Genomic DNA, 21,453 nt, shown 5'->3' on the forward strand with positions numbered 1-21,453 from the left:
GACAATGGCAATTTTTAAAGGAATGCCCCTTATTCTGCTGATCGTGAGCTTATGCAGCCATGCTGCCTTACAGCCCGATCGCACTCGTATTGTGTTTAACGCCAAAGATAAAGCGACCAGCCTGCGAATAGAAAATCGCAGCGATAAACTTCCCTATCTCGCATACTCATGGATAGAAAATGACAAAGGGGATAAAAGCGATGATTTCCTCGTCGCCTTGCCACCAATCCAACGTCTGGAAGCGAAAGCGACATCGCAGGCGCGTATCGTCAAGCAATCTTCCACCAGTCAATTGCCGACCGATCGTGAATCGCTGTTTTACTATAACCTGCGTGAGATCCCCCCAGCCCCGGAAAAAGGAACCGGTCATGCCATCCTTCAGGTTGCTATCCAGAGCCGTATAAAGTTGTTCTGGCGGCCCGCCGGATTACGCAAAAAATCGGGCGAGCATGTGGAACTACAATTACAGGTCAGCCAGCAAAATAATCAGCTTACCCTGAAAAACCCAACGCCTTATTACCTGACCATCGCCTATCTTGGCCGCGACCAAAAAGGCATTTTGCCCGGTTTTAAAAGTACGCTCATAGCGCCTTTTTCTTCGGCAATCGCCAGTACGGGTAACTATAACGGCAACCAGTTTTATCTTGGTTATATGGATGACTATGGCGCGTTGCGTATGACTACGCTCAACTGTCAGGGGCAATGCAAAATGCAGCGCGTGGTGGAGAATAAACAATGAGTATAAGCAAAGGACTGTTACTCATTGCCTGTTTGTTATTTCTGCCCTTAAAAAACGCGTTGGCGATGGACTGTTATTTTGGCGCCTCAGGCGGCCCAGTGGAAAAATCAGAAACGATTATGTCATTCGCCGTCCCGGCTAACGCCAAACCGGGAGATAAAATCTGGGAATCCGATGATATTAAAATCCCCGTCTATTGTAATAACAATACCAACGGTGATTTCGAAAGTGAGCATGTTTATGCCTGGGTAAACCCCTACCCCGGCATGCAGGATCGTTACTATCAACTCGGCGTAACCTATAACGGTGCTGATTATGACGCCAGCCTCGGAAAAAGCCGTATCGATACTAACCAATGTATCGACAGTAAAAAAATTGACATGTATACACCAGAGCAAATTATCGCTATGGGATGGCAAAATAAAATTTGCTCTGGTGATCCTGCAGCTATCCATAAATCGCGAACGTTTATGGCGCGTATGCGACTATACGTCAAACTACGCGAAATGCCGCCGCACGATTACCAAAGCACCCTTAACGATTACACTATCGTACAATTTGATGGCGCTGGCAGCGTCAACGAAGATCCCTCGGCCAAAAACCTGAAATATCACATCTATGGGCTGGAAAATATTCGTGTTCTTGACTGTAGTGTCGACTTCGCCATTACTCCCGATAATCAGGTCATCGATTTTGGCAAATTTAACGTGCTGGATATTCGCCGTCACAATATGACAAAAACGTTTTCCATCAAAACGACCAAAACCCAAAATGGTGAGTGTACCGATGGCTTCAAAGTCAGTTCTTCGTTTTATACCGAAGAAACACTGGTGGAAGGCGATCAGGCGTTGCTCGTGGGTAATGGATTACGACTGCGTATGCTGGATGAAAATTCTTCACCCTATACATTCAATAAATATTCTGAATACGCCGACTTTACCAGCGACATGCTGGTCTATGAAAAAACCTATACGGCAGAACTGTCATCTATAAGCGGCACGCCAATTGATCCCGGCCCCTTTGATACCGTGGTGCTATTCAAAATTAACTACAACTGATTCTATTCACGCGGATAGAGCGTTGTATGTGTCACTGTCGTTATATTGTTATCAACGTTCTGGCCTTCTGGTCAGAACTTTTTTTAACCAGCAGAGTGAAAAACATACTCACCACCCTGCACTGCTTCCCTCGCGCGGAATTTTCTGATTTAGCCTATCTCTTTTTGCGCTCAGGTTGCTCATCGCAAGGAAATAGTACAAAAGTCTCTGGATAAAATGCCCCCGAAAAAAAATCACGGGGGTCATTCTCAATCAAAGCATATTACATTTATTATTCAAACCAGCAGCAAAGATATTGCCGGGATATAGGTAATAACCAACAGCAGTAAAATCAGACTTATCAGTAATGGCACCGCTTCACGCATAAATTGCCCGACAGAAACCTGCACGGTATTACATACCAGCAGCATCACTGTTCCGACAGGTGGTGATAACGTTCCTAACGATAAGTTGAGGATCATGATGATGCCAAAATGTACCGGATCAATGCCAAAATGAGCCACCACAGGTTTAAGTAATGGGACTAATATCAGCAGGATGGCGCTACCTTCAAGGAACATGCCAAGCACCAGCAGCAATAGATTGATAATCAATAAAAAGACATATTTATTATCGGTCAGAGTAGTGACAAACTCCGCAACCGTGATACCTGCCCGCTCAAGGGAAAATATCCAGCCCAGTGCGGCACTCGCCATAATGATTAACATTACAGATGCCGTGGACCGCGCCGTCTCAGAGAGCGCAGTAAATACATGGCTGATTTTCAGTTCGCGATAAATCACAAAACCAATAAACATTACCAATAATACTGCTACCGCTCCGGCTTCTGTTGGCGTAAAGATATTTGCCCGAATACCACCGATAACCGCAACGATTAAGAACAGTGCTGGCCAGGCCTGCACCAGCGCCACTGACACTTCTTTCGGTTTTGGCCAGTGTTCGCTGGAAGGTTTTAAACCGCGCCGAATAGCCACCAGCCATACGGTGACAATCAACATAGCAGAGCACAGCAGACCTGGCAGGATCCCGGCCATAAACATGGAACCAATGGAGACATCCGCCACCAGTCCATACAGGATCAATGCAATACCCGGTGGAATGATTGGTGTAATCAGCGAACCACAAGCTGTTATTGCCGCCGCAAAGCCCCGGGAATATCCTTTCTGTTCCATTTCCGGCACCATCATGCGCGATAACATCGCGGCGTCCGCCAGGTTAGAAGCGCTGACACCGCCCATCATGGTACTGACCAGAATATTAGCCCCACCCAGACCACCGCGCATTCTGCCAATCAACACGTTGGCAATTTGCAAAATACGCGCGGCAATACCGGTATAGCTCATTAACGTGCCTAATAAGATAAAAAACGGAATAGCCAACAGCGAAGGGGTTTGTGTCGTGGCAATCAAACGCTGAATTGCCACCATTAACGGCACGTTTGAATAGCAAAGGAAGTAGGTCAGAATGCCGCAAAACATCGCCAGCCATACCGGCATATTGATAAATAAACAGATGAACATAAGCGGGATGATCATCAGCCAGCTTCCCGCCAGTAATTCACTCAATGCTGTCATTATTCACCTTCCTTGCGTGGCGTTTTCTTGATCAGGTGTAAGGCAGTAAAACAGGCGACACCGATAGCGCCAACCGTGACGGCAATATCGATCCAAAACCAGGATATTTTTAATATTTGCGTGGTTTTAAAGGCTGTCCCGGCAGCTAATTTCCATGCTGACCAGGCCATCACAATCAGTAAAATAATAGATACCAAAGAGACAAATAACGTTAAAATACGTTGCCAGCGTGGTGTCAGCGCATCAGCTAAAAATGGAATCGACAAATGGGTATTATCCCGTTCGGCAACGACCGCACCAAACATGACTACCCAAATCATTAATAAACCGGAAACCTCTTCTGTCCACTGCAATGGCATATTAAAACAGTAACGCATTATTACCGCAGCAATGGTCATAATTACCAATATAAAGAGCGTTAATACCGCAGAAACTTCAATCACTTTCCCGAAAAGATGCATAAACACCTCTGCTCTTAATGGTCGGTGCCGAAACACCGACCTGTCCTTATGCCATGAAATTATTTCAGCTGTTGCTGAATAGTGTCATATAAACCAGGAGTCCATTCCGGGAATTGTTGATAGACTTTTAACGCTTTTTCTTTGAAAGGTGCCACGTCAGGATAGATAATTTCTACGCCCTGCTCCTGCATGGTTTTCAGCATTGCCGCATCTTGCTCAGTGGTAATTTTCTGGCTATATAAACCGGCTTCATACGCTGTCTGGTGAATAATATCTAGCTGCGCAGGTGTCAGGGTACTGAAAAATGCTTCGCCGCCCAACCATAATGATGTATTGGTCAGATAGTTCACCATTGACAGATATTTCGCCTGCTCATGCAGTTTTTGCCCATACAGAACAGAAACCGGGTTTTCCACACCATCGATCATCCCCTGCGTCAGCGCCGGATAAACGTCTCCCAGCGGCATTGGCGTTGGAGTTGCGCCCATTGCTTCAATGGCTTTAATCTGCATGACGTTATTCGGCACGCGGATCTTCATCCCTTTCAGGTCTTCTGGTGTACGAATCGGTTTTTTAGCAATGATCTGTCGAGTGCCGTACAGATAGTTGCTCATGACAATATGCACACCTTTTTCCCGCAGTTTCTGTTCTTTTTGTTTAAACCAGTCACTGGCATAAATCGCAAACAGTTTCTGTGGATCTTCGGTTAAATATGGCCCAAACAATATACCCAGGTCTGCATCATAGTCAGTTAAAAAACCTACATCACTGATGGTGATAATATTCATCCCCATCAGTGCTTGTTCAGTAATATCTTGTTTTGAACCTAACTGTGAACTTGGGTAAAGTTCAAAAACAATATCTCCATTGCTTTTTTTCTTCACCAGTTCTTCCCAGTACTTCACTACTGTATCCGCTGGTTCGCCGGGGTTACTTTCATAGGCGATTTTGATAGTTACCGGTGCGGCATTCAGCATCGGACTTAATAAAGCGAAAAGAAATAAAAAGGGTGCCAGTAATTTTTTCATTATTATTACCTGTAAGAGCTTTATCGATTAACGGGGATCTGCCCGACAGACTGCACTTTTGCTGTAATCAAATGCTTTATACGTTAAAACAAACTCCTGATGTTCCAGTCGTTCTGCGGCACAATGTTGACCGTTTGCGATATTTTCAATCAATTGCATAATATCGTCTGCAATATCGTCGAGCGTTGCGCCTTCGCTAATAATACGTCCGGCATTAACGTCCATATCGTCAGATAAATGCTCCCACGTCTGCGGGTTATTACACACTTTAATAATGGGTGCGATCACGGAACCAATAACTGAACCGCGCCCCGTGGTAAATAACACCATATGACAGCCAGAGGCGATAAGTTCCAGTGCTTCTGAGGAGTCATTAATATTCGGATAACCAAAACGAGGTTCACCATCAGGCACCACGTCCATCAACCAAAGCCCAGGAAAGGGCGTTTGTTGCGTCGGTAAAATAACGCCAACAATCAGCGCATCGCCCGACTTGGTATAAGCCCCGAGGGATTTTTCTTCCTGAGTGGTTAAGCCACCTTCAGCATTACCGTTAGAAAAACTCCCCAGCCCCATCAAACTGTAATAACGCTCTGCTTTTGTCATTGCCGCTTCGATGGCATCACGTGCCTGTACGCTGCCCGCGCGCGACATCATATGTTGTTCACAGCCAAGCAACTCACCGCTTTCTTCAAAAATGCAGGTAGCCCCTTTCTCCAGCAACTGATTAAAGGCGCGCCCTACTGCCGGATTGCCCGTGATACCACTGGTGCCATCGGAACCACCGCAGATAGTGCCAACCACCAGGTCACTCCAGTTCAGGGTGCAACGCGGTGTATCCGCAAGCTGTTCCAGCATTCCAGCGACCAACTGCTTACCTAGCGTAATGGTGTTGGTCGTACCTTTATTTTCCTGAATGACCAGCGTATGGCACGGTCGCCCACTTTCTCGTACTTCTTGCTCCAGCCGACGGCGATCAAAATTCTCGCATCCCAGCGAAATAATCAGTACGCCGCCGACGTTGCTATGAGTCGCCAGATTTTTAACCAGCCGGTAGCCGTAATCACTGGGATAACAACCTGAAAAACCAAAATACTGCACATCGTGACAAGGAAATCCCTCTGCAATCTTTTTAGCAACATGGCTGGCACACTCCACCATAAAGATTACCTGCACAGTATTACGAATACCCGGTCGGCCATTTTGCCGTACATAACCTTCCATTATGCTTTTTCCTCTGGCTGATAGCCGGCATCATCATGATGAAAAATGGCGATGGCATTGCTGGCAAGATTATGGGAATGCACGTGTTCACCCCGGGCAATATCGCGAGTGACATGGCCGATAATGGCGCCATATTTCAGAATCGAATCTCCCGTTTTCAGCGCTTCACTGGCCAGTTTGTGGCCCAGCGTCACGGAACTACAAGCCACCATTTCCCCCTCATCCCACCAGACGACATCGCCACTGGCGATGTCATTCAGCGCGACCACGCAATTATCTCTGGCATGAAGCTTTAACGCTCGTTTGCGCATAATTCCTCCGTACATCAGAAACCGATCAATGCGCCGCCATCAACCACCAGCACCTGACCACTGACAAACGCCGCTGCATCTGAAGCCAGATAAACCGCAGCCCAACCGATATCTTCCGGCTTGCCGAATTTTTTCATCGGTGTACGACCAAGGATTTTGTTACGACGTTCGTCATCACCCTCAATGGCCTTACGCAACATTGGTGTATCGATCCAACCAGGCGCAATGCCATTGACGCGAATCCCGTGTCCGGCAAGTTCCGTGGTCATACCGCGAATCATGCCGAGATAGGCTGATTTCGCAGCGCTGTAGCCAGTAACCAGAGGCTGCCCAAGAAATGAGGTCATAGAGGCGGTAAACAGAACACAACCTTGACCGCGCTGTTTCATATGCGGCACAAGGGCTTTGGTTAACGCAAATGCGCCGACTACGTGAACGTCGAGCACTGACTCAAAATCACTGACGCTCATCTCTTCAATCGGTTTTTTGCAGTGATTGCCTGCGTTATTGACCAGGATATCGATCGCCCCGTGTTCGCTAATAAGCGCATCAACTTTTTCCTGCGCGGCTGCGAAATCTCCGACATCCATTTGTATCCAACTCGCCTGCTCGCCCAGTGTTCCGGCTGTCTTTTGTGCCAGTTCACCGTTCAGGTCAGCAATAATGACTTTTGCACCACTGGCGATCATGCACTGTGCCATTGCCAGCCCCAGTCCACTGGCTGCACCGGTGATCAACGCGGTTTTGTTATGTAAAGAAAAAGCATTCATGGTGTCGTTCCTTAAAGGTCAATGAGGATTTTTGTATACGCGCCGGGATCACTTGCCCAGTCGTTAAAAGCGTGATCAGCTTGTTCCAGCGGGTAGTGAGCGCTCACCAGATTACTGACCGGATAACGCCCGGACTCCATCAATGCCAGCACGGCACGAAAATCCGCCACGGTGGCATTGCGGGAACCACGGATATCCAGCTCTTTCATCAGGAACTGCGCACTCTGATAACTCACAGGCTTTTTGGCGTAACCGACATAAACCACGCGACCGCTAAAGGCCACCAGCCCTGTAGCCTGTTCAATGGTTTGTTGATTACCCACCGCTTCAATCACCACTTCCGGACCGCGGCCGTCATTTAACAGCGCCAGTTCTGCCGCCACGTCACATTGCAGCGAATTAAGAAAACGTTGCGCGCCGCACTCCTGGGCAATGTTCTGCTTGCGATCATCAATATCGATAGCAATTACGCGCGCTCCCATAGCGGATGCAGCAGCAATAGCGCCAAGGCCAATTACCCCACAACCGATAACCGCTACCCATTCACCCACATTAATTTGCGCACGTCTGGCAGCATGTAGTCCCACCGCCAGCGGTTCTACCAGCGCTAACTCATCAACGCTTAAGGCATTACAGACAATGACTTTATGTGCAGGCATCGTCAGTTGTTGCGCCATCCCACCCTGGCGTTGCACACCGAGAGTTTGGTTGTTCTTACAGGCGTTAGGGCGACCACTCAGACAGGAGCTGCACACGCCACACTCAGTGCAAGGCAGCACGACCACCCGGTCACCCGGCTTGACTGCACCTGCCATATCGCCAGTTGCCAGCACCGTGCCGCCAATTTCATGCCCCGGAATACAGGGGTAATTAACCAGCGGATTCAGCCCCCGCCAGGTATTGAGGTCAGAGCCACACAGCCCGACACGCTCAACATTGATTAGCACTTCGCCTTTACCGCAGAGCGGTTCGGGGATATCAACAAATCGCGCCTGACTTCCCTGCTCAATTGTTAATGCCTTCATTCGTTGCTCTCCTTACATTACGCCGAAGGTTTCAAAGGCCTGTACCGTACTCATGCCATCACTGATGGCTTTGCGAACTTCGCTTTCGGTTGCCACTTTTTCCAGAGCCAGGGTAATGACTTCTTTCTCAACGGTCTGAGGAATGATCAGTAAGCCATCACGATCGCCAAACACGATATCGCCCGGATTCACCCGCACACCGTGAAATTCAATGGGTACGCCGAAGTCGATGACCTTGCCGCGCGGACCTTGATCCTGTGCGTAAGTGCCATGACAAAAGGTGGGAAATTTCAGCTCAAGAATTTCAGCAGAGTCACGGGCGTAACCATCGAGTACCGCACCTGCTGCTTTCAGATGCATGGCACGGGTCGACATCAACCCGCCCCACAAGGCATAGCGCAGAGAGCTGCCAGTCGTGATGTAAACATCGTTCTCTTTGAGGGCGTCCAGCGCTTCAAACATGATGCCAAACGGTTTTTCGCCAATCGCCGTCTTACCCGACGTCGATTTGGTTTCGTAAACGTCGGACTCCAGCACCGGCATTGCCCGGCCTGCCACCACCATATTCACATCCAGCGGCTTGATCGCCGGAGAAACAAACTGGTGCATATAGCCCAGCGTGTCGAGAATATCGCCAACCACGGCGGTAAATAGCCGGGTTTTCATCAACGCAAAAAGTTCGTTATCACTCTTCCACATTACTTTTACCTGTAAGCCTGTTTAACAGGTTTACAGGGTAAGGAGAAAAAGCGCACAATACTGCGAAGGGCGTCACGAAAAAATTGTGTATTTGCTATTTCTGCGTCACGCTTTGACGCAATATGTCTTTGATTCGTACTGCATGGCGGGCGCACAGGCGCATTAGTCTATTGATAATCAAGGGTTCTGGAGGAAAATATGAAGGATACAGCCCCGGCATTCTGGATTTTACCGGCCAGGAAAAAGTACAACAGGAGTAAAAATGAGTGAGAGTGCGTTATTGACCAGCGTAACGTTATCGTCACAGGTTAAAAATCATATTCTTAATCTGATCGCCGAACAAAAATTGACACCGGGGATGCCAGTTCCCAGTGAAGTCCAGTTGATTCAGAAACTGGGCGTCAGCCGGGGAATTGTGCGTGAGGCCTATCGTTCACTTGCCGCCCTGGGGATTCTGGAGACGCGCAGCGGTAAAGTGCCACGAATCAAAAAGTTTGATGATGAAGTGCTGCGCGTGGTGTTTGGATTTGCCCTGGCGACCGAACAAGTGACAACAGAGCAAATTTTGCAAGTACGCCGCTGGCTGGAGCTTGGGGTCGTGGAAGCGGCTGCCCGCAATGGCGAAGAGGAAGATTTTGCTAACCTACGGGCTGAAATGGCAAAAATCCGCGAACAGTTCGATGATGTCGAAAGCTTTATCACCCATGATATCCGTTTCCATCAGTTACTCGCCGTTGCCTCAAAAAATCCGCTTTTTATGATGTTATTGCAGGCATTGCATCAACAATTACGTCAATCCATCCAGGAGGGGTTAGACGCACAAAGCGATCAGAAAGAGTACGGTAATCACATCATCACACTACACCAGAAAATCTGCGACGCAGTGTGTGCCAGAGATGTCGAAACTGCGACTCAAGCCATGAAATCACACTTCGACAGCCCGGTCAGTGCACTGATCAATAATTCCTCGCCATAAGACTTATTTCAGTTCAATCGTTTACTCTTCCCTCTTTAACAAACGAGAGGGAGACAACGGTACTTAATACGCCCTTTAGCCAAAATCTGCCTTTTTCTTGATTACCGCTATTTTTTCGTTAAGGCGCATTCTTTATGCTGTATCGATACACCAAAGGTAAGTTAAACAGGGAGTGATGGATGCCAGTGCTACAGTGGGGAATGTTATGTGTACTGTCACTTCTCCTTTCTATTGGCTTCCTCGCTTTACATCTCCCGGCAGCGCTGCTGCTTGGACCGATGATCGCCGGGATCATCTTCAGTATGCGCGGGGTTACCCTGCAACTCCCCCGCTCCGCTTTTCTCGCCGCGCAAGCCATTCTTGGCTGCATGATTGCGCAAAACCTGACAGGTTCAATTCTCACCACGCTGGCGGTTAACTGGCCGATTGTGTTAGCTATTTTACTGGTGACGTTGCTTTCCAGCGCTATCGTGGGATGGTTACTGGTGCGCTATAGCTCACTGCCAGGAAATACTGGTGCCTGGGGTTCCTCGCCTGGCGGTGCGGCGGCAATGGTCGCGATGGCGCAGGATTACGGTGCAGATATCCGCCTGGTGGCGTTTATGCAATATCTGCGGGTGCTGTTTGTCGCAGGCGCGGCTGTTCTGGTTACGCGGATGATGCTGGGCGATAACGCTGAAGCGGTTAACCAGCAGATAGTCTGGTTCCCGCCAGTCAGCATTAATCTCCTGCTTACGATTTTGCTCGCTGTCATTGCGGGTACAGCGGGATGCCTGTTGCGTATACCTTCCGGCACGATGCTTATCCCGATGCTGGCAGGTGCGGTGCTCCAGTCAGGTCAGTTCATTACGATTGAACTGCCGGAATGGCTACTGGCAATGGCATATATGGCGATTGGCTGGCGGATTGGTCTTGGTTTCGATAAACAAATTCTTCTGCGAGCACTACGTCCGCTGCCACAAATTCTGCTGTCGATTTTTGCTCTGCTGGCTATTTGTGCGGGTATGGCGTGGGGACTGACCCGGTTTATGCACATTGATTTTATGACCGCCTACCTCGCTACCAGCCCCGGCGGGCTTGATACGGTGGCGGTCATCGCCGCAGGGAGTAATGCCGATATGGCACTCATTATGGCAATGCAGACCCTGCGTCTGTTCAGTATTTTGCTCACAGGACCAGCCATTGCGCGGTTTATTTCAACCTATGCGCCGAAACGTACGGCCTAGTGCTGACAACCAGGGCACCAGTAAAACGGGCGCGATGACAGCGTGGTTTTCTCAATGATGCCGCCACAGCGTTCGCACTTCTCGCCATCACGATGAAAAACCTTAAAGCGAAACAGCGCGCCGTGATGTTTATTTTCATCCACCTGCCCCCGCGTAGCGTAAGAAAGACGCGGAATATCCAGTAGCGCGTGCGCGAGTGCATCCAGTTGCGCCGCGTTAAGATCTTTCGCTTTATGACTTCCGGTCAACCCGACCAACCAGAGGATCTCCACGCGCAGGTAATTGCCAAGCCCTGCCAGAAACGCCTGGTCGAGCAGTAATCCGCCAAACTGACGGTTACGAAAGCGTGGCGACAATAACCGTTCTTTCACCACATCCGGCGTCAGATTCGGGTCGAGCACATCAGGGCCAACGCGTTGTAAGAACGGATGCGTTGTCAGTTGTTCCGCCGTCAACATCTCAATATCCGAGGCGCTATAAAGCAGAATGGTTTTGTCGGCAGTTTGCAGTTTTACCCGCAACACCCGCGTGGTCTGCGGCTCTTCGCCGGTATCAACCACGCGCCAGACGCCGTAAAGCTGATTATGGCTATAGAGCGTTAAACCGTCGGAAAAATGGGTCAGCAACGCTTTGCCGCGCGTTTCCACATGGGTGACGTGTTGACCAATAAGTTGTGATTGATAAGGTTTTAACTGCGGGAAAGCAAACCAGACATCAGTTAGTGGTTTGCCTTTGATCGCCGCCTCCAGGTTATCCGCTGCACGGCGGATCTCCGGGCCTTCAGGCATGGTGATATCCTTTTTTCGTTCTTTGTTCAGCGGGATTATGCTGCGACAACAATCCCCTTTTTGGTAAATGTAGAGCGTAGTCGGCGGGCAAACGCCAGTGCGTGCTTGCCGTCGCCATGCAGACAGACCGTTTGCGCCGTGACCTTCGCCCATTCTCCGGTGATACTTTTGACTCTGCCGTGTTGCACCATCTCCAGCGTTTGCGCCAGCGCCTGTTCTTCATCTTCAATCAACGCGCCCGGCTGGCTTCGCGGCACCAGCGAGCCGTCGGCCTGATATCCGCGATCGGCAAACACTTCCTCGCGCGTTGTCAGGCCATTACGCTTGCCTGCCCGGATCAGCTCGCTTCCCGCCAGTCCAACAAGAACCAATGTTGGATCGCAAGCGTAAATTGCTCTGGCGATGGCGTCCGCCAGTTGTGCATCTTTCGCCGCCTGGTTGTATAACATGCCGTGGGGTTTAACATGACGTATTACGCCACCTTCCGCTCGGGCAATCGCTGCCAGGGCGCCAATCTGGTATAGCGTCTGAGCGTAAACCGTTTCCGGCGGCAGTTGCATGGCGCTACGCCCAAAATTTTCCCTGTCGGGAAAACTCGGGTGTGCGCCAATCGATACACCATTTTTTATTGCTTCACGCACGCAAGCCTGCATGGTTTGCGCATCGCCTGCATGAAATCCACAGGCAATATTGGCCGAGGATACCAGCGTTAACAGTTCAGCGTCGCTGGCACAGCCTTCGCCCAGATCGGCGTTAAGATCAATCTTCATTGTGCAGCCGCCACGCTAATTGTTCGAAATAACGTTGCTGATCTTGCCGCGCTTTCAGTGCCTCTTCCAGTGAGCTCTGGACAAAATGAATGGGCTGACCGAGTGGAATTTGCGCCAGATGGTACATGTCGGCCTCAATGATGCAGGCAATGCGCGGATAACCGCCGGTAGTTTGCGCATCGTTCATCAGCACAATTGGCTGACCGTTATGCGGCACCTGCACCACGCCCGGCAGCAAACCGTGAGATAACAGTTCGCGATCGGTGGTGCGTTTTAAGATTTGCCCCTGTAAGCGATAGCCCATCCGGTTACTTTGTGGGCTAAGTTGCCAGGGCGAACGCCAGAATGCATCCTGCGAGGCGCGGTCAAATTCGTGATATTCCGGCCCCGGCAAGGCACGAATACGATTGCCCCACAGTAGCTGTTTAACGCCCTGTGCTTCCATAAAATCCCGCTTCGCTTTGCCAATGGGAAGCCTGTCACCATCCCTCAGTAAACGCCCTTCCAGCCCGCCAATCCCCACTTTGAGATCGGTACTACATGACCCCATCACTGGCGGGACATCAATACCGCCCGCGACCGCCAGATAGCTACGAACACCATGTTGCGGACGTTTAAGGGTTAAACGCTGGCCTGCTTTCATCGGCAAGCGCCAGCCAGTCCACACGGCGTTATCATCCAACCGCGCTTCGCAGCCTGCGCCAGTCAGGGCAAACCAGCCATCGCTTTCAAATTCAACCGTTAGCTGACCGAGCGTGATCTCAAGTGCAGGCGCGTTAGCATCATTGCCCACCAGCAGGTTAGCAATACGTAGCGCAGGCATATCCAGAGCACCGCAGTGGCTGATACCCGACTGACGAAAGCCGTGACGGCCGCCATCCTGCACGGTGGTGTACATCCCCGCACGAATAATCTTCAGCATACTCCCCCCTTCTGCGGCACAAAGCGCACGCTGTCTCCCGGACGTAATAAGATAGGTTCGTCACGCGCCGGGTCAAACAAACTGAGCGAGGTATGGCCTATCAACTGCCAGCCACCCGGCGTTGCCAGCGGATAAACACCGGTCTGCGACCCGCCGATCCCGACAGAACCTGCCGGAACGAGCAAGCGCGGTTCAGCGCGTCGCGGCGTGTGTAGTTGTTCCGGCAAGTTCCCGAGATACGGGAAACCCGGTTGAAAACCTAAAAACCAGACCACGTATTCTACGGAGGAGTGCAGTTCAACGACCTGTTTTTCGCTCAACCCACAATGCGCCGCGACCACCGCCAGATCCGGCCCGCCTGCGCCGCCGTAAACCACCGGGATTTCGATATAGCGTGACTCTGGTTCCAGCGCCTCACTCTCCTCCCACCAGCGTTGCAAACGCTCAATGGCATCCAGCGCCAGCGACTCAGGATTACGCAAAATCACCGTGATATTGTTCATGCCGGGAATGGCTTCAACGACATTCGGCATATCCACCAGACGCTGGGCCAGCCGCCAGATCCGTTTCTGGCTGGCCAGCGTCACCGGCGGTTCCAGTTCCAGCACTACCGCCGTTTCACCTATCAGATAACAACGCGCTCGTTGCACTTTCGATCCCTCTGACTATTCGTTATGCAGGATTAGGAATATCAATAAAGGTCACATCAAGATCGGTATTTTCATTCAACCACTCACTCAACGCGCGAATACCGCCGCGTTCTGTAGCGTGATGACCCGCCGCATAAAAATGCAATCCTTGCTCGCGAGCCGAATGAATGGTCTGTTCAGAAACTTCGCCAGTAATAAAAGCATCCACGCCAAAACGGGCGGCGCTATCGATAAAACTTTGTCCGCCACCGGTGCACCAGGCGACGCGTTTCACCACCTCAGGTCCGGTATCGCCACACCACAACGGCTTGCGTCCCAGACGCGCTTCAATCCATGATGCCAGTTCCAGCCCCGGCACCGGCATCGTCAGTTCGCCCCACAGCACCAGTGGTTCGATCTCGCCCATTACCGTAATCCCCAGCAATGCCGCCAGCTGTGCGTTATTGCCAAGCTCAGGATGCGCGTCCAACGGCAGATGCCAGCCATACAGGTTGATATCATTCGCCAACAATGTTTTTAAGCGGTTACGCTTCATACCGCGAATTACTGGCGATTCCCCTTTCCAGAAATAACCATGATGCACAATGACCGCATCCGCGCCCAGGCGTACCGCTTCATCGAGTAGCGCCTGGCTGGCGGTGACACCGGTAACAATTTTTTGCACCGTCTCTTTGCCTTCCACCTGCAAACCATTCGGCGCGTAATCACTTATCGCCGCGCTGTTCAATTTCTCATTAATCAGTTGTTCCAGTTCGGTGTTTTTCATCATTGCGCCTTCCATATTCTGATAGCTACTCCGTTAACATAGCGTTACCTCGCCTGTTCGTCGATAGCCAATCTTTCGACATATTAAGAAACAAACCCATCGCCAAAAGGCGCAAATTGTTTATCTCATAAATGCATAGTTCATGTATATTTATGCAATCAGACAGCATATTGCATAAATAATCAGATCTGTATCAAAGTTTTAACTTTAAGGAAACACACGCACGCCGCGCAACTATTACGTGGTGTCGCATCCAACCGCGGAATTACTATGAATAAACACGCATCACAGCCGCGCGCTATCTACTACGTTGTCGCGCTGCAAATCTGGGAATATTTTAGCTTTTACGGCATGCGTGCCTTGCTGATTCTCTATCTCACCAATCAACTGAAATACAACGACACCCACGCTTACGAGCTATTTAGCGCCTACTGTTCGCTGGTGTATGTCACGCCGATCCTCGGCGGTTTTCTGGCGGACAAAGTGCTCGGCAACCGCATGGCGGTAATGCTGGGGGCATTGTTGATGGCTGTCGGGCATGTGGTGCTGGGTGCCAGTGAAATCCACCCGACATTCCTCTATCTGTCGCTGGCGATTATCGTTTGTGGCTATGGCTTGTTTAAATCCAACGTCAGTTGTCTGCTTGGTGAACTGTATGAACCGACCGATCCACGTCGTGATGGCGGTTTCTCGCTGATGTATGCGGCGGGTAACGTGGGGTCAATTATCGCCCCTATCGCCTGTGGCTACGCTCAGGAAGAGTACAGCTGGGCAATGGGCTTTGGCCTGGCAGCGGTTGGGATGATCGCGGGTCTGGTCATTTTCTTATGTGGCAATCGTCATTTTGCTCATACCCGCGGCGTTAACAAAACGGTGCTGCGTGCGACAAACTTTCTTCTGCCAAACTGGGGATGGTTGCTGGTTCTGCTGGTCGCAACGCCTGCGCTGATTACCGTGTTGTTCTGGAAAGAGTGGTCGGTATACGCCTTAATTGTCGCTACTATTATTGGCCTTGGCGTACTAGCGAAAATTTATCGTAAAGCAGAAAACCAGAAACAGCGTAAAGAGCTGGGGCTGATTGTGACGATCACCTTCTTCAGTATGTTGTTCTGGGCCTTCGCGCAACAGGGCGGCAGCTCAATCAGCCTCTATATCGACCGTTTCGTTAATCGCGATATGTTTGGTTATACCGTTCCGACCGCTATGTTCCAGTCGATTAATGCCTTCGCGGTCATGCTGTGCGGAGTGTTCCTGGCGTGGGTGGTAAAAGAGAGCGTCGCGGGTAATCGTACCGTGCGCATTTGGGGGAAGTTTGCTCTTGGCCTCGGCCTGATGAGCGCCGGGTTCTGCATTCTGAGCTTAAGCGCCCGCTGGTCTGCAATGTATGGTCATTCTTCTCTGCCACTGATGGTGTTAGGCCTGGCGGTGATGGGCTTTGCGGAACTGTTTATCGACCCGGTTGCCATGTCGCAAATTACGCGCATTGAAATCCCCGGCGTGACCGGCGTATTAACCGGCATTTACATGCTGCTTTCCGGCGCGATTGCTAACTATCTGGCGGGCATCATTGCCGATCAGACATCGCAAGCTTCGTTTGATGCTTCCGGGGCGCTCAATTACTCCATCAATGCATATATTGAAGTGTTTGATCAAATCACCTGGGGTGCGCTGGCGTGCGTGGGACTGGTACTAATGATTTGGCTGTATCAGGCGCTTAAGTTCAGAAACCGCGCACTGGCACTGGAGTCTTAATAAGTCAACACCGATGCCTGATGCGACGCTGACGCGTCTTATCAGGCCTACAAACACGTTGAAATTTCAGGTTTTGTAGGCCGAATAAGGCATTCACGCCGTATCCGGCATCTGGGCACGATTGCCTGACGCATCTGTTATTTCCCCTTCCTCGCCGCCTCATACGCTGCCAGCGTTCGCAGCCTTACCTCTTTGTGATCGACAATGGGTTGCGGATAATCCAGCTTCACGCCTGTTTTCTCCGCCCACTTCCACGGTTCATGCACCGCTTTCCCTGGCACATCGCGCAACTCCGGTAACCACAGGCGGATAAACTCGCCTTCGCGGTCAAATTTCTCGCCCTGAGTTGTCGGATTAAAGATACGGAAATAAGGGGCCGCATCGGTTCCGGTAGAAGCAGCCCACTGCCAGCCGCCATTATTGGCAGCCAAATCACCATCAATCAGCTGCGACATGAAATACCGCTCCCCTTCCCGCCAGTCGATCAACAAATCTTTCACCAGAAAGCTGGCTGTGATCATCCGCAGACGGTTATGCATCCAGCCAGTGCTGTTAAGCTGACGCATGGCGGCATCGACAATCGGGTATCCGGTTTTACCTTCCTGCCAGGCCTTTAAATGCGCGGGATTGCTTTGCCACTGTACGCGGTCGGTCCAGGCAATAAACGGATGATGTTTACACAGCGATGGGTGATACGTTATCAGGTGACGGTAAAACTCGCGCCATATCAACTCATTAAGCCAGACACTACCCGGTCCACCTTCCAGCGCCTGCGGTTGTTCCGCCAACAGGCGATGCAAGCACTGGCGAGGCGATAACCCGCCCGTTGCCAGGCTGGCGGACAAACGGCTGGTACCATCCACTGCCGGAAAATCTCTCTGTTGCTCGTACTCTCCAGCACCGTTCTGGCAAAACTGGCGTAATTGCGCAATCGCTGCTTTTTCTTCCACCGGAAAATGTGCGGTTTCGAAAGACTGACGGGGATAATTCAGCGCAATTGGCGCGCCTGCTGCTATCGCCCCGCATGGGCGCACTTTTGGTGCAGTGACACACTCCGGGAGCCCTTCCCGCAGCCGTTTCAACCAGGCGTTTTTAAATGGCGTAAAGACTTTGTACATCTCGTGATTGCCGGTCATCACCGCGCCTGGCGACAGGATCACGCTGTCATCAAATCCTTCACACACCACGTTACGCAGCGCTCTCTCAACCTGCACATCCCGCGCCCGCTCATTCACTTCATACTGATAGTTATAAAAAAGATGGGTAACGCGGTTTTCCTCGCACACCTGTTTAACTATTTCGACGCTGGCGGCAAAGTCATCCACTTCACGGAATAATAAAGGAATACTTTTTTCCGCCAGTGCAATTTGCAGTGCATTAAGTTGAGCATTGATAAATTCAGCCTGACGCGGCGACATGTTATGCGCTGCCCACTGACGTGGTGTGGCTATATACAGCGCCACCACACGTGCAGACGAATTACGGCAGGCGGCAGCCAGCGCGAGATTATCGTGCAGACGTAAATCCTGGCGAAACCAGACCAGATGGGTGGTCATAAAACTCCTGCATGGCGCAAGTTAATAACACGCGGCCAAAGTTCGAAATAACGCTGCCCTGAAAGCCAGGCGTTAGGGTAAAGCGCCATATAGTGTTTGATACGCATCAGCGGCGCAAGAAGAGGTTGCTCGCCACGGCGATAACTGTCGATAAGCGCAGCCAGGTGCTGCCGTTCCGTGGAGTCAAGATGGGGACGGAAATAACCCTGAACGTGCATCAAAACGTTGGTGTGATCGCGCGAGTTGGCGGAGTGAGAAAGCAAAACAATTACGCGCTGGCGGTACTGGTTGTAATAGTCATTAAGATTTTGCCACTGGTGAATATCAGCCACAAACGGGCCAAGTTTGCGGTACTCAGGCTGGGAATGAGCCAGAAATACGAGCTTATAGCGGCTGTGATAATCGAGAAGCGCCCCGCGCGTTAAGCCTCGCTCTTTGAGATTATGTAACTCATGCAAAACAAAAATGCGGATAAGGGTGCTGTCATCTAATAGTTGGTGATCCATTACTGCTCCTGAACGGTTTACAGGAGTAAGTGTAGACGATGGGGAATGAGATTTGTGGGGCTAATCCTGTTGTAGGAATGCGTGAGTGTGCTAAACGAGAATTAAATAATAAAAATCCGGGAAGATTTAATTTCTTACCCCAGGGCAAGATTACGAAAGCCCGCACCCCGCAAGGACTGACGCGAGGTAGTCTATGTCCATAGATGCTTTTCTCATCTTACGTCTTAACCCAGCCTTGAATACCTTATCTTTCGCCAAAATATTAATAGCGATGTGCCGTATACCTGAAAATAATTCTGCTGCGTTTCCTCTTCTTATTTTGCAGTCGTCTTCATTCATTACCTCGTCAAGGCGCCAGTGCAGCTTATTCTCCACGTTCCAGTGATTTCGAATCGCTGTCGCAATCTTCTCTGCGGTTAAATCAGCAGATCTGATATAATATCTGACCATCATTTCGGGCTCTTTCTTTTGTTCTGTTGTTATTGAGCGAAATGAGACTGCCATGCATAATTTCTTCAGCCCTTTCCATTCAAACGTGAAATCAATAAGTTCATCCGGGACGTCGCAAACAATATGCAGACGAATTTCTTCTCTGCCGTGACTTTTTTCACTAATTGCGTAACTGTCATGCTCTGGATTATTTAATTCTTTCAGCGGGAATTTTTCCTCAAAGGCTTTATTAAGCCGCCCCTGATTTCCTTTTACAGCAAATAAATAATCACCTCCCTGTTTTTGTATCTTCTCTGCAATATCTTTCTGGCAACCCATCGCATCAGTCGTGATAATTTTTCCTTTAATATCCAACATGTTAAGAAGTTCAGGGATAGCTGTAATCTCATTAGATTTCTCATCCGTCTTGATCTGTCCGAGAACCAGACTGTGCATAGTTGAGAACGCACTAATAACGTGAATAGCTCCCCTGCGACGACTTTTATCATGCGAGTGCCGGAGTGTTTTTCCATCAATTGCAATGACGTCTTTATCATTTGATGAATGGCAGTCACGCATCCAGTTAATAAAGCACTCGTGAAATTTTGCAGGACTGATACAGGATACAACTCTGGCAATGGTATCGTGAACAGGAATACCATTTTCAAAATCACCATATTGTTTTAAAAAATCGAGATGTGTTTCCCCAAAATCCTCTATATCTTCCCATCCCTCTGCACCAGAAATGACGGCGCAAATAGTCAACAGTAGAATATCTGACAATTTATGTTCCACTTTCCAGGCTTGTCTGTAATTGGGAATAATAGAAATATGTTCCATCAATTTTTTAATTTCCATTTTGCTCTCCTTATTTATGCAAGGAGTATTTGATTATATATAAGCTATGAAAAACAGTTTTAGGTAATAAGGAATATCTCAATTTTTGAACATAAAATGCGAATCATTTAGTACAATAAAGCAGCGTTACGTGATCTTTCCCTGACTCATCTCCCTGTTCTGCTGCACGGCTTATTGAGCCAAACGCTTCCGGCACCCATCCTCCGTACGGGCTGTACGTCATATCACCGCTGCTGTTCTCCTCCAGCGGCTGAAAACCCAGCTTCAGTAAATCGTATCCCCGAACGTTATAAGATATAATTTACTGACAACCTAGTGCACTATTAATATCACATTGAAGTTTTTTTTCCAGATTATAAAGCCTATCCACTTTATAATCTTTACAATTATACACATACTCTTTCTTTGTTTTCATATCAATGACGCTCCCCCCCGCATATTATTACCGCTGTCGTAATTACTAAACACCGAGTACTTATATCCACTTTGAATGAAACTAATACTCAAGTAATCCACTTGAAATCTGGAGTAATGGTTATATAAAAACCCTGAATATACTGGCCCCTCTGAAATGAATTGAAATTTATTTCCATGCTGATTATTCATTTCATAAATCAATTTTTTATCAACACCTGTCAATGACAAAGTCCCTTTAGTTGTATTACATAAAAAATAACTATCCTCTGCGCATAGAGTCCAGGGGATTCCAGATAAAACAATAAAAATCAGCACCCTATCTATATTGCTCATAATTAACCCTCATTCTGTCGTCGTACCCTCGCTGACTTTGTCCATTATAATTTAGAGCGAAATTAAGCCAATCTTTATCTCTAATAGCACGTAATAATACAGGATTAGCTTTTATGAGGTTAATAAATGCCACCAGATGATTTTTCTCTGACTCTGAAATCGACATCACAAATTCTTCGGACGAAGAACAACCGGCAACCTGATAATTTGAAGCCAATATCTGAAATTTTCCCCACGATGCCGATTTAAGCGCAACTTGCTTATCTAAAGCATATGCACGAAGTAATTTTTGATATTGCTCAGACCATGTTCCATAACCGCCAGAACGTCTGTTAGAAATATCAGGCTGAGAATCATATACACCATTCGTATATCGATGAAAATGATGTCTTTCAAAAAGAATTGAGGGGACATAATCATCTTCTTGTTCAAATTTAAAATAGCTACCGGAACCACCGGTTTCAGATTTTGCAACAGCTTTAATTGCAGCCACTTCGCATTCTAGTGTCCTTGCAGCATTTTCATAGTCTGCATCTTCAATGGTATCGCCGTTATAAAATCGTAAAAATTCTAATGGAACAAGTTCATTATTCACAAAAGTTTTTGGGTAGTTGC

Annotated in this window: 22 protein-coding genes; 5 read left to right on the forward strand and 17 right to left on the reverse strand. The window is 49.2% G+C overall.

Annotated features, from left to right (window positions below; translation table 11 throughout):
• Positions 1 to 4: 4 nt before the first annotated feature.
• Together H9644_RS20150 and H9644_RS20155 are read left to right on the forward strand one after the other, a co-directional pair.
• Positions 5 to 739 (forward strand): fimbrial biogenesis chaperone, encoded by a 735-nt coding sequence (locus H9644_RS20150; RefSeq protein WP_064528895.1) that lies wholly within the window; start codon positions 5 to 7, stop codon positions 737 to 739.
• Positions 736 to 1,797, forward strand: coding sequence for a fimbrial protein (locus tag H9644_RS20155; protein ID WP_064528897.1), 1,062 nt, complete (start codon positions 736 to 738; stop codon positions 1,795 to 1,797). The genes H9644_RS20150 and H9644_RS20155 overlap by 4 nt, the downstream gene beginning before the upstream one ends.
• 275 nt (positions 1,798 to 2,072) lie before the next feature.
• On the opposite strand, the gene H9644_RS20160 is transcribed toward H9644_RS20155, so the two are convergent.
• The 8 genes from H9644_RS20160 to H9644_RS20195 all read right to left on the reverse strand — a co-directional run bounded on the left by H9644_RS20160 (position 2,073) and on the right by H9644_RS20195 (position 8,889).
• A complete protein-coding gene (locus H9644_RS20160; RefSeq protein ID WP_191776280.1) occupies positions 2,073 to 3,371 on the reverse strand; it encodes a TRAP transporter large permease in 1,299 nt (432 codons plus the stop codon).
• The gene (locus H9644_RS20165) at positions 3,371 to 3,832 is read right to left on the reverse strand and encodes a TRAP transporter small permease (RefSeq protein ID WP_191776283.1); all 462 of its coding nucleotides are present in this window, start codon (positions 3,830 to 3,832) and stop codon (positions 3,371 to 3,373) included. The genes H9644_RS20160 and H9644_RS20165 overlap by 1 nt, the downstream gene beginning before the upstream one ends.
• Positions 3,833 to 3,891: 59 nt before the next feature.
• Positions 3,892 to 4,809, reverse strand: coding sequence for a C4-dicarboxylate TRAP transporter substrate-binding protein (locus tag H9644_RS20170; RefSeq protein ID WP_404825907.1), 918 nt, complete (start codon positions 4,807 to 4,809; stop codon positions 3,892 to 3,894).
• A 78-nt stretch (positions 4,810 to 4,887) separates the two neighbouring features.
• The gene (locus H9644_RS20175; RefSeq protein ID WP_191776289.1) at positions 4,888 to 6,084 is read right to left on the reverse strand and encodes a UxaA family hydrolase; all 1,197 of its coding nucleotides are present in this window, start codon (positions 6,082 to 6,084) and stop codon (positions 4,888 to 4,890) included.
• Complete coding sequence (locus H9644_RS20180; protein WP_074399540.1) at positions 6,084 to 6,395, reverse strand: UxaA family hydrolase; 312 nt, start codon at positions 6,393 to 6,395, stop codon at positions 6,084 to 6,086. The genes H9644_RS20175 and H9644_RS20180 overlap by 1 nt, the downstream gene beginning before the upstream one ends.
• A gap of 14 nt (positions 6,396 to 6,409) precedes the next feature.
• Entirely contained in the window at positions 6,410 to 7,165 is a 756-nt protein-coding gene (locus H9644_RS20185; protein ID WP_191776292.1) for an SDR family NAD(P)-dependent oxidoreductase, read from the reverse strand.
• Positions 7,166 to 7,176: 11 nt separating this feature from the next.
• Positions 7,177 to 8,190: a zinc-binding alcohol dehydrogenase family protein gene (locus tag H9644_RS20190; RefSeq protein WP_191776295.1), complete on the reverse strand. Its 1,014-nt coding sequence runs from the start codon at positions 8,188 to 8,190 to the stop codon at positions 7,177 to 7,179.
• Between the two features lie 12 nt (positions 8,191 to 8,202).
• Entirely contained in the window at positions 8,203 to 8,889 is a 687-nt protein-coding gene (locus H9644_RS20195) for an RraA family protein (RefSeq protein ID WP_191776298.1), read from the reverse strand.
• 262 nt (positions 8,890 to 9,151) lie between these two features.
• On the opposite strand from H9644_RS20195, the gene H9644_RS20200 reads away from it, so the two are divergent.
• Both H9644_RS20200 and H9644_RS20205 read left to right on the forward strand, forming a co-directional pair.
• Complete coding sequence (locus H9644_RS20200) at positions 9,152 to 9,865, forward strand: FadR/GntR family transcriptional regulator (protein WP_191776301.1); 714 nt, start codon at positions 9,152 to 9,154, stop codon at positions 9,863 to 9,865.
• Positions 9,866 to 10,044: 179 nt separating this feature from the next.
• Positions 10,045 to 11,091, forward strand: coding sequence for an AbrB family transcriptional regulator (locus H9644_RS20205; protein WP_191776304.1), 1,047 nt, complete (start codon positions 10,045 to 10,047; stop codon positions 11,089 to 11,091).
• Here H9644_RS20205 and nei read toward each other — a convergent pair.
• The 5 genes from nei to ybgI are packed head-to-tail and all read right to left on the reverse strand — an operon-like array spanning position 11,088 to position 14,987.
• Positions 11,088 to 11,879 carry an endonuclease VIII gene (gene nei / locus H9644_RS20210; RefSeq protein ID WP_191776306.1) on the reverse strand — a complete coding sequence of 264 codons (792 nt, stop codon included), beginning with the start codon at positions 11,877 to 11,879 and terminating at the stop codon, positions 11,088 to 11,090. The two genes, H9644_RS20205 and nei, sit on opposite strands and share 4 nt — an antisense overlap.
• Positions 11,880 to 11,914: 35 nt before the next feature.
• Positions 11,915 to 12,649, reverse strand: a complete 735-nt coding sequence (pxpA, locus tag H9644_RS20215; protein WP_191776308.1) for a 5-oxoprolinase subunit PxpA — start codon at positions 12,647 to 12,649, stop codon at positions 11,915 to 11,917.
• Positions 12,639 to 13,571 (reverse strand): 5-oxoprolinase subunit PxpC, encoded by a 933-nt coding sequence (pxpC, locus tag H9644_RS20220; RefSeq protein ID WP_064528924.1) that lies wholly within the window; start codon positions 13,569 to 13,571, stop codon positions 12,639 to 12,641. Before pxpC ends, pxpA begins: the two co-directional genes overlap by 11 nt.
• Positions 13,565 to 14,221 (reverse strand): 5-oxoprolinase subunit PxpB, encoded by a 657-nt coding sequence (pxpB, locus tag H9644_RS20225; RefSeq protein WP_064528925.1) that lies wholly within the window; start codon positions 14,219 to 14,221, stop codon positions 13,565 to 13,567. The genes pxpC and pxpB overlap by 7 nt, the downstream gene beginning before the upstream one ends.
• Before the next feature lie 22 nt (positions 14,222 to 14,243).
• Entirely contained in the window at positions 14,244 to 14,987 is a 744-nt protein-coding gene (ybgI, locus tag H9644_RS20230) for a radiation resistance protein YbgI (protein ID WP_191776316.1), read from the reverse strand.
• 270 nt (positions 14,988 to 15,257) lie between these two features.
• Here ybgI and dtpD point away from each other — a divergent pair, with 270 nt between their 5' ends.
• The gene (dtpD, locus tag H9644_RS20235; RefSeq protein WP_064528926.1) at positions 15,258 to 16,739 is read left to right on the forward strand and encodes a dipeptide permease DtpD; all 1,482 of its coding nucleotides are present in this window, start codon (positions 15,258 to 15,260) and stop codon (positions 16,737 to 16,739) included.
• A 137-nt stretch (positions 16,740 to 16,876) separates the two neighbouring features.
• On the opposite strand, the gene phrB is transcribed toward dtpD, so the two are convergent.
• The 4 genes from phrB to H9644_RS20255 all read right to left on the reverse strand — a co-directional run bounded on the left by phrB (position 16,877) and on the right by H9644_RS20255 (position 21,433).
• Positions 16,877 to 18,295, reverse strand: coding sequence for a deoxyribodipyrimidine photo-lyase (phrB, locus tag H9644_RS20240; RefSeq protein ID WP_064528927.1), 1,419 nt, complete (start codon positions 18,293 to 18,295; stop codon positions 16,877 to 16,879).
• A complete protein-coding gene (locus H9644_RS20245) occupies positions 18,292 to 18,801 on the reverse strand; it encodes a YbgA family protein (protein WP_064528928.1) in 510 nt (169 codons plus the stop codon). Before H9644_RS20245 ends, phrB begins: the two co-directional genes overlap by 4 nt.
• 150 nt (positions 18,802 to 18,951) lie before the next feature.
• Positions 18,952 to 20,088, reverse strand: coding sequence for an ISAs1 family transposase (locus tag H9644_RS20250; RefSeq protein WP_191776310.1), 1,137 nt, complete (start codon positions 20,086 to 20,088; stop codon positions 18,952 to 18,954).
• A gap of 733 nt (positions 20,089 to 20,821) precedes the next feature.
• Positions 20,822 to 21,433: an N-acetylmuramidase family protein gene (locus tag H9644_RS20255; RefSeq protein ID WP_225567294.1), complete on the reverse strand. Its 612-nt coding sequence runs from the start codon at positions 21,431 to 21,433 to the stop codon at positions 20,822 to 20,824.
• Positions 21,434 to 21,453: the final 20 nt, after the last annotated feature.

The organism is Escherichia whittamii (assembly GCF_014836715.1).
Classification (GTDB): domain Bacteria; phylum Pseudomonadota; class Gammaproteobacteria; order Enterobacterales; family Enterobacteriaceae; genus Escherichia; species Escherichia whittamii.

Coding starts and splice junctions, on each gene's coding strand:
- H9644_RS20150 (WP_064528895.1), top strand. CDS start 5: ATGGCAATTTTTAAAGGAATGCCCCTTATTCTGCTGATCGTGAGCTTA.
- H9644_RS20165 (WP_191776283.1), bottom strand. CDS start 3,832: ATGCATCTTTTCGGGAAAGTGATTGAAGTTTCTGCGGTATTAACGCTC.
- pxpC (WP_064528924.1), bottom strand. CDS start 13,571: ATGCTGAAGATTATTCGTGCGGGGATGTACACCACCGTGCAGGATGGC.
- H9644_RS20180 (WP_074399540.1), bottom strand. CDS start 6,395: ATGCGCAAACGAGCGTTAAAGCTTCATGCCAGAGATAATTGCGTGGTC.
- H9644_RS20200 (WP_191776301.1), top strand. CDS start 9,152: ATGAGTGAGAGTGCGTTATTGACCAGCGTAACGTTATCGTCACAGGTT.
- H9644_RS20170 (WP_404825907.1), bottom strand. CDS start 4,809: ATGCTGAATGCCGCACCGGTAACTATCAAAATCGCCTATGAAAGTAAC.
- pxpA (WP_191776308.1), bottom strand. CDS start 12,649: ATGAAGATTGATCTTAACGCCGATCTGGGCGAAGGCTGTGCCAGCGAC.
- H9644_RS20155 (WP_064528897.1), top strand. CDS start 736: ATGAGTATAAGCAAAGGACTGTTACTCATTGCCTGTTTGTTATTTCTG.
- H9644_RS20175 (WP_191776289.1), bottom strand. CDS start 6,084: ATGGAAGGTTATGTACGGCAAAATGGCCGACCGGGTATTCGTAATACT.
- phrB (WP_064528927.1), bottom strand. CDS start 18,295: ATGACCACCCATCTGGTCTGGTTTCGCCAGGATTTACGTCTGCACGAT.
- H9644_RS20245 (WP_064528928.1), bottom strand. CDS start 18,801: ATGGATCACCAACTATTAGATGACAGCACCCTTATCCGCATTTTTGTT.
- H9644_RS20205 (WP_191776304.1), top strand. CDS start 10,045: ATGCCAGTGCTACAGTGGGGAATGTTATGTGTACTGTCACTTCTCCTT.
- dtpD (WP_064528926.1), top strand. CDS start 15,258: ATGAATAAACACGCATCACAGCCGCGCGCTATCTACTACGTTGTCGCG.
- H9644_RS20160 (WP_191776280.1), bottom strand. CDS start 3,371: ATGACAGCATTGAGTGAATTACTGGCGGGAAGCTGGCTGATGATCATC.
- H9644_RS20250 (WP_191776310.1), bottom strand. CDS start 20,088: ATGGAAATTAAAAAATTGATGGAACATATTTCTATTATTCCCAATTAC.
- H9644_RS20195 (WP_191776298.1), bottom strand. CDS start 8,889: ATGTGGAAGAGTGATAACGAACTTTTTGCGTTGATGAAAACCCGGCTA.
- H9644_RS20185 (WP_191776292.1), bottom strand. CDS start 7,165: ATGAATGCTTTTTCTTTACATAACAAAACCGCGTTGATCACCGGTGCA.
- ybgI (WP_191776316.1), bottom strand. CDS start 14,987: ATGAAAAACACCGAACTGGAACAACTGATTAATGAGAAATTGAACAGC.
- nei (WP_191776306.1), bottom strand. CDS start 11,879: ATGCCTGAAGGCCCGGAGATCCGCCGTGCAGCGGATAACCTGGAGGCG.
- H9644_RS20190 (WP_191776295.1), bottom strand. CDS start 8,190: ATGAAGGCATTAACAATTGAGCAGGGAAGTCAGGCGCGATTTGTTGAT.